Raw genomic sequence first — 6,670 nt, 5'->3', positions numbered from 1 at the left:
ATGAAGAGATTGCTTCTTGGAATACCGAGAGGAACGCCGCTCAAAAGAGCGTCAATTGGCAGTTTAAGACTGTCGATGCCCGAATCAAACTGAAACATCTCTACCCTATATTGAACTTTTAAGTGTTACAAAATACTAGTGTCGGACTTTTTTCTCGAGAAGTGGAAAATTGGTCCGGCAGGAGGAGCTTTTTTATCGAGAGGCCCAAAAAAAAGAAGAATAAGTCAAAAGTGACAGCTTGGACGGTGGGGCTTTTGGAATGCATAATCGTAGAAGACGACACCGAAACAGGCTTTCTGAATGTCGTTCCGCTTTGGGAATTTGGCCTACTGTATTGAAAAAACCTGCTTTTGCTTCATAATTTTACTATTTTTGCAAATGAATTCAGTAGAAACAAATACATTTCTTCTGAAAAAAAGAAAACTACTAACGACAAACTGATAAGCATACTGTAACAAAATAACGACATAATAACATAACGCATTAGCTATTATTCACATTCAAACAAAAAGCGTCGGAAACTGATTGTTCTGAATAATCGGATAAAGCAAATTCACGGAAGCTGAGACTGACCGTTACTCACATAAATTGTTAATGCTCGCGCGATAAGGCGTGGGCTAATCTATGTGAGTAATTGGGGTTCATCCGACGCTCCCCGTGAATGTGAGTAGAGAGGTTCGCGCCTTTCTTGTTGTCCGATTGAAATGATTGATAGTTGTGCGGAAAACTATCAATCGAAATGAATTTTTACACAGAAAAAAGTATTGAACTGGCAAATCAACGGAATTACCTTGATTTACTTTTTAAAGTTTATCCATTGTGTCCTGACACTTTTAGAGAAATTGACGGAACAAATTGGGATTCAGTAGAAAAACACTACAAAAAAGGAGACAACATTGAATTATTCAAAAGTTTACTGAAATTACCATTATTTCCAGTAAAAGATGGTTATGTCCCTTACTTTAAGCATGATTTAAGTGCAATTGAACGCAATCCGGATACTGTTGACAGAATCTGCGGCAGAGTGAGAGAATTAGGATTGGATAAATTATGGGAAAAATGCACCCAACCCAAAGAGACCAACCGTCAAATGGGTCCTCTGTTCCAAAATTGGTTGAACAAAGGTGTTCTTGGTTCTTATCCTGTTAACGAAAATGAGTTCTTGCTAAAAGACAAAGGTCTTGCCATATTAAATGGAAGAGATTCTGCTTTAGCCGATTTCGCGAATCGTCATTTAGGATATACGAGAAACAAAGGATTGGATTTTATCGCGAGGAAAGGAAACCTCTTCATTATTGGAGAGGCAAAGTTCATTTCCGATGAAGGCGGTCATCAGAATGACCAATTCCTTGATGCAATTACAACTTTAGAAACAGAAACAAATAGGAATGTTTTAAAAGTGGCTGTGCTAGATGGTATACTTTACATCAAAAGTAAAAAGAAAATGTACCAGACAATCACTTCGAAAAATGTTCCCGTTATGAGTGCACTTTTATTAAGAGACTATTTATACTCGCTATGAAAAACATTCTAATTAAAGGAGACAATCTCGTTGGCCTAAATTGGTTGATTGAAAACGGGTATGAAGGAAAAGTTGATTTGGTGTATATAGACCCTCCTTTTGCAACTGGAGGCACTTTCTCCGTTGATGACAATGGTCGTGTTGCAACGATAAGCAAGTCTGAAAAATCCAAAGTTGCCTACGAAGACACTTTGCAAGGTCCTGAATTTATTGATTTTTTACGACAGCGAGCCTTGCTAATTCACGAACTATTGTCAGAACAAGGATCTTTGTATTTGCACATAGACTATAAGATAGGTCATTATGTGAAAGTGATGTTGGACGAAGTTTTTGGGATAGAAAACTTCAGGAATGACATAACACGAATTAAATGTAATCCCAAAAACTTTTCGCGAGTAGGCTATGGTAACATTAAAGATATGATATTGTTCTATACTAAGGGGAAAAATCCTATTTGGAACGAGCCAAGGATTAAACATACAGAAGAAGATCTGAAAAGACTCTACACTAAAATAGATAAAAACGGTCGAAGATATACCACTGTACCAATCCACGCACCAGGAGAAACAAAAGATGGAAAAACAGCACAAGCATTCAAAGGTATATATCCACCTAAAGGAAGACATTGGCGGTGTTCTATTGAAGAGCTCGAAGAACTTGACAGAAAAGGATTGATTGAATGGTCAGAAAAAGGGAATCCGAGAAAAATCAATTATGCGGATGAAATGGCAGGGAAAAAAGTGCAAGATATTTGGGACTTTAAAGATTCAATGTATCCCGATTATCCAACACAAAAAAATCCTGAAATGTTGAATCTAATCGTATCAGCTTCTTCCAATGAAAATTCAATAGTTATGGATTGCTTTTGCGGTTCTGGAGCAACTTTGAAAGCTGCACAAAATTTGGGACGTCATTGGATTGGAATTGATCAATCTGATATTGCAATAGAAACAACAAAGAAATCCATTTCACAAGATTTATCTTTGTTTTTACCAAGTGATAGTTTTGATTATTTAGAATTATAGAAATCAGTCAAATGCTTTGTCGCGAATGTAACCGCCGCAAGTCTTCAAAATGATAGATTTTTGCTACCTTTGCAGCGTCATTCCATTTTGCGGATGACACTAAAAGGTAAAAAAGCGTGGCTAATTTATCGAGAAAATTTTACAACGACGATTCCCGCATAAAAACGCTCATCAATGATTTGCGTGACGGGAATCATTTGCTATGTTCGAATCTCACCGGCTCCTCAAAGGCTTTCATCGTTGAAGAAGTGTTCCGTCAGAAAGGCGGGCAGCACCTTGTCATTTGCTCCGACCGCGAGACGGCGGCCTATTTTTACAACGACTTGGAAAGTGCTTTCGGCGAGCGCGAAATGGATTACAGCAAGAAGCAAATCCTCTTCTACCCCACTTCCTACAAGCGTCCTTACGAGCCTGAGAAAGCCGACAACACTTACATTCTGTCGCGTACCGAAGTGCTACAGCGCGTCAACACATCCGAGCGGCGCACGGTCATTGTCAGCTATCCCGAAGCCCTCAGCGAGAAGGTTTTCACACGCAAACTGCTGGCTAAGAACTCCTTCAAGATAAAAGTTGGCGACAACATCAATCTTGACGACCTGATTGAAAAACTCTATGAGTTCAATTTCGAAAATGTCGATTTCGTTGTCGAGCCTGGTCAGTTTGCCATCCGTGGCGGCCTGATTGACGTGTTTTCGTTTGCCAACGACAATCCTTACCGCATCGAGTTTTTCGGCGATGAAGTCGACTCCATCCGCAGTTTCGACATTGCCAACCAGCTTTCCATCGAGAAACTGAACAACATCGTTTTGGTGCCGAACATGCAGGAAAAGGCTTTCATCGAGGAACGAGAGTCGATTCTGCAATACCTGCCTAACACCACGGCTATCTGGTTGGAAAACATGTCGTTTTTCGCTTCGCAAATCGACCGCGAATACGACCGTGCCGTTGAGAGTTTCCAGAAATTGGACGAAAACCAGAAGCCGATGACGCCCGAACAGCTTTTCTGCAAATCAGAAGAGTTGATAGATAACCTGCTGAAACGCAATACGGTGGAATTTGGTCCAAGCAGCAAACTCAAAGCATCGGAAACCATCGAATTTCACACCCAGCCGCAACCTGTCTTCAACAAGAATTTCAGTCTTTTGATTGAAGACCTTGAAGCGCACAAGCAGGATGGTTACAAAATCATCCTGTTTTCGGAGAGCAACAAGCAACTTGACAGAATCCAAAACATCCTGAACGACATCAACCAGCAGGACGAACTCCACAGCGATTTCCAACGCGAGAACCGCGCCATTCACGCCGGATTCATCGATAACGACTTGAAAATCTGCTGCTATACCGATCACCAAATTTTTGAACGCTACCACCGTTTCCATTTGCGCGACAATTTCGCCTCGAAACAAGCCATCACCCTCAAAGACCTTTACGACCTGAAGCCCGGCGATTATGTCACCCACATCGACTACGGCATCGGACAGTTCGACGGCTTGGAAACCATCGACAACAACGGCAAGACGCAGGAAGCTATCCGTATCATTTATAATAAAGGCGACCTGCTGTATATCAGCATCCATTCCCTGCATTGCATTGCGAAATATTGCAGCAAGGACGGCACCGAACCTACATTAAGCACCTTAGGCTCAAACACTTGGAACAGACTGAAATCGAAGACCAAGAGCAAGGTCAAGGACATTGCACGCGAACTCATCAAACTTTACGCCGAGCGCAAGCAAAGCAAAGGCTTTCAGTTTGCCCCCGACAACTACCTGCAAAACGAACTTGAGGCATCCTTCATTTACGAAGACACGCCCGACCAGCTGAAAGCCACCAATGATGTGAAACGCGACATGGAATCGGAGAACCCGATGGACCGTCTGGTTTGCGGCGATGTCGGTTTCGGCAAGACAGAAGTCGCCATGCGTGCCGCTTTCAAGGCCTGCTGCGACTCAAAGCAAGTGGCCGTTTTGGTGCCTACCACCGTGCTCGCCTTGCAACATTACCACACTTTCAAGGAACGCCTCAACGGATTCCCTGTCAATATCGAATACCTCAACCGCTTCAAGTCAGCCAAAGAGCAAAAAGAGACGCTGAAACAGTTGGAAAGCGGACAAATAGACATCATCATAGGCACACACCGATTGACAGGAAAAGATGTCAAATTCAAGGATTTAGGATTGCTCATCATCGATGAGGAACAGAAATTCGGCGTTGCCGTGAAGGAGAAACTGAAAGAGATGAAGGCCAATGTTGACACTTTAACCCTGACCGCCACGCCTATCCCCCGCACCTTGCAGTTCTCGATGATGGGCGCCCGCGACCTAAGCGTCATCAGTACGCCGCCACCGAACCGCTATCCCGTTCAGACTGAACTACATACTTTCGATGGCGAACTCATCCGCGATGCCATTCAGTTTGAGATGGCCCGCGACGGGCAGGTGTTTTTCATCCACAACCGCATTCAGAACATCGAAGAAGTCAAGAATGTCATCTTGCGCTATGTGCCAGGTGCCAGAGTCGCCGTCGCGCACGGGCAAATGGATGGCGAGAAACTTGAAAAAATCATGCTCGGCTTCATCAACGGCGATTACGATGTGCTGCTTTGTACCACCATTGTGGAATCAGGTCTCGATATTCCGAATGCTAACACCATCATTATCAACGATGCACACCGATACGGCTTGAGCGACTTGCACCAATTGCGCGGTCGCGTAGGCCGTTCCAACAAGAAAGCATTCTGCTACCTGTTGACACCGCCTTACAACACCTTGACCCAAGATGCCCAAAAACGTCTGCGTGCCTTGGAGGAGTTTTCCGATTTGGGCGGCGGCATCAACATTGCCATGCGCGACCTCGACATTCGCGGTGCGGGCAACCTTTTGGGTGCCGAGCAAAGCGGTTTCATCAACGACATCGGTTTTGAGACCTATCATAAAATCCTCGACGAAGCCATCCGCGAACTCAAGACCACCGAGTTCCAAGACCTCTTTGAGCAAGAAGAAGAACAGCAATTTGTCAGCGAATGTGGCATTGAAACCGACATGGAAGTATGTTTCCCAGGCGATTACATTGGTTCCACATCCGAGCGAATCAGTCTCTACACCGAACTTGACCACATAAAAAGCGAAGAAGGCCTGATGAAATTCACCGAGCGGCTCATCGACCGTTTCGGCCCGATTCCGAAGCAAGTCAACGACCTGCTCAACACCGTGCGGCTGCGCTGGCTGGCCCGCGACTGCGGCTTTGAGAAAATCGTCTTGCGCAACAATATCATGACGGCTTATTTCATTAGCAACCAAGCGTCAAAATATTATGAAACAGGAGTTTATAAGGACATCATGCAATACATCATCACGCACCCGAAACGCACGAGCGTAAAGGAAGTGAAGGAAAAACTGCTGCTGCAAATCAAGGAAGTCACGACTGTAACGCAAGCCTTGCTGCTGCTGAGAGAAATGAGTAAAAATGAATAGCGGCTGGCCTTTGGCTGTTGGCTTTTAGCTTCTGGCCGTTAGCTTTTAGCCATTAGCCATTAACTGTTAGAACTGAAATATCATATAAATGAATCAATATACTGAAAACTGATAACTGATAACCGATAACCACTTAACACAGAAAACATGAACGCTGAAAAATACATCGAAAAACTAGGCCTTGAACCGCATCCCGAAGGTGGCTATTTCAAGCAAGTCTATGGCAATGACGAAGGTGGCGAAAAAACTCTTTCAACCATTTATTATTTACTGAAAGACAACGATTTCTCGGCTTTTCACAAGTTGCACGACATGGTCGAAATCTGGTATTATCATGCCGGAGAAAGGCTGAATATTTATGTCATCGACCAGAACGGCGAACTGAAAGTACACCATCTTTTTGCCAACAACGAAATGCAAGTCGTCATTGAACCTGAACAATGGTTTGCCGCCGAAATTTCGACCAAAAACGGGTTCACCCTTGTCGGTTGCGCCGTCGCTCCCGCTTTTCGTTTCGAGAATTTTGAATTAGGGAAAAGAGAAAATTTGCTCAAAGCCTACCCGCAGCACAGCGAAGTGATTGAGCGGCTGACAGTAAGCGATTCCTGATTTTTGAAAAGATTGTATTCTTTACGCATAAAATTCGCGGC

At 43.7% G+C, this 6,670-nt stretch carries 4 protein-coding genes; all 4 read left to right on the top strand.

The features are described 5' to 3' along the window. The first annotated feature begins 739 nt into the window (after window positions 1-739). The 4 genes from AC06MN_RS03160 to AC06MN_RS03145 all read left to right on the top strand — a co-directional run bounded on the left by AC06MN_RS03160 (window position 740) and on the right by AC06MN_RS03145 (window position 6,629). Window positions 740-1,522, top strand: coding sequence for a restriction endonuclease (locus AC06MN_RS03160; protein ID WP_475670902.1), 783 nt, complete (start codon window positions 740-742; stop codon window positions 1,520-1,522). Continuing rightward, a complete protein-coding gene (locus AC06MN_RS03155; protein ID WP_475670901.1) occupies window positions 1,519-2,547 on the top strand; it encodes a site-specific DNA-methyltransferase in 1,029 nt (342 codons plus the stop codon). The genes AC06MN_RS03160 and AC06MN_RS03155 overlap by 4 nt, the downstream gene beginning before the upstream one ends. A 116-nt stretch (window positions 2,548-2,663) precedes the next feature. After that, window positions 2,664-6,020 carry a transcription-repair coupling factor gene (gene mfd / locus AC06MN_RS03150; protein WP_475670900.1) on the top strand — a complete coding sequence of 1,119 codons (3,357 nt, stop codon included), beginning with the start codon at window positions 2,664-2,666 and terminating at the stop codon, window positions 6,018-6,020. A gap of 147 nt (window positions 6,021-6,167) precedes the next feature. Continuing rightward, the gene (locus AC06MN_RS03145; protein ID WP_475670899.1) at window positions 6,168-6,629 is read left to right on the top strand and encodes a cupin domain-containing protein; all 462 of its coding nucleotides are present in this window, start codon (window positions 6,168-6,170) and stop codon (window positions 6,627-6,629) included. Window positions 6,630-6,670 lie beyond the last annotated feature (41 nt).

The sequence above is a fragment of the Candidatus Limimorpha sp. genome (genome assembly GCF_056203535.1).
This window is presented reverse-complemented; position numbering and strand designations above follow the sequence as displayed.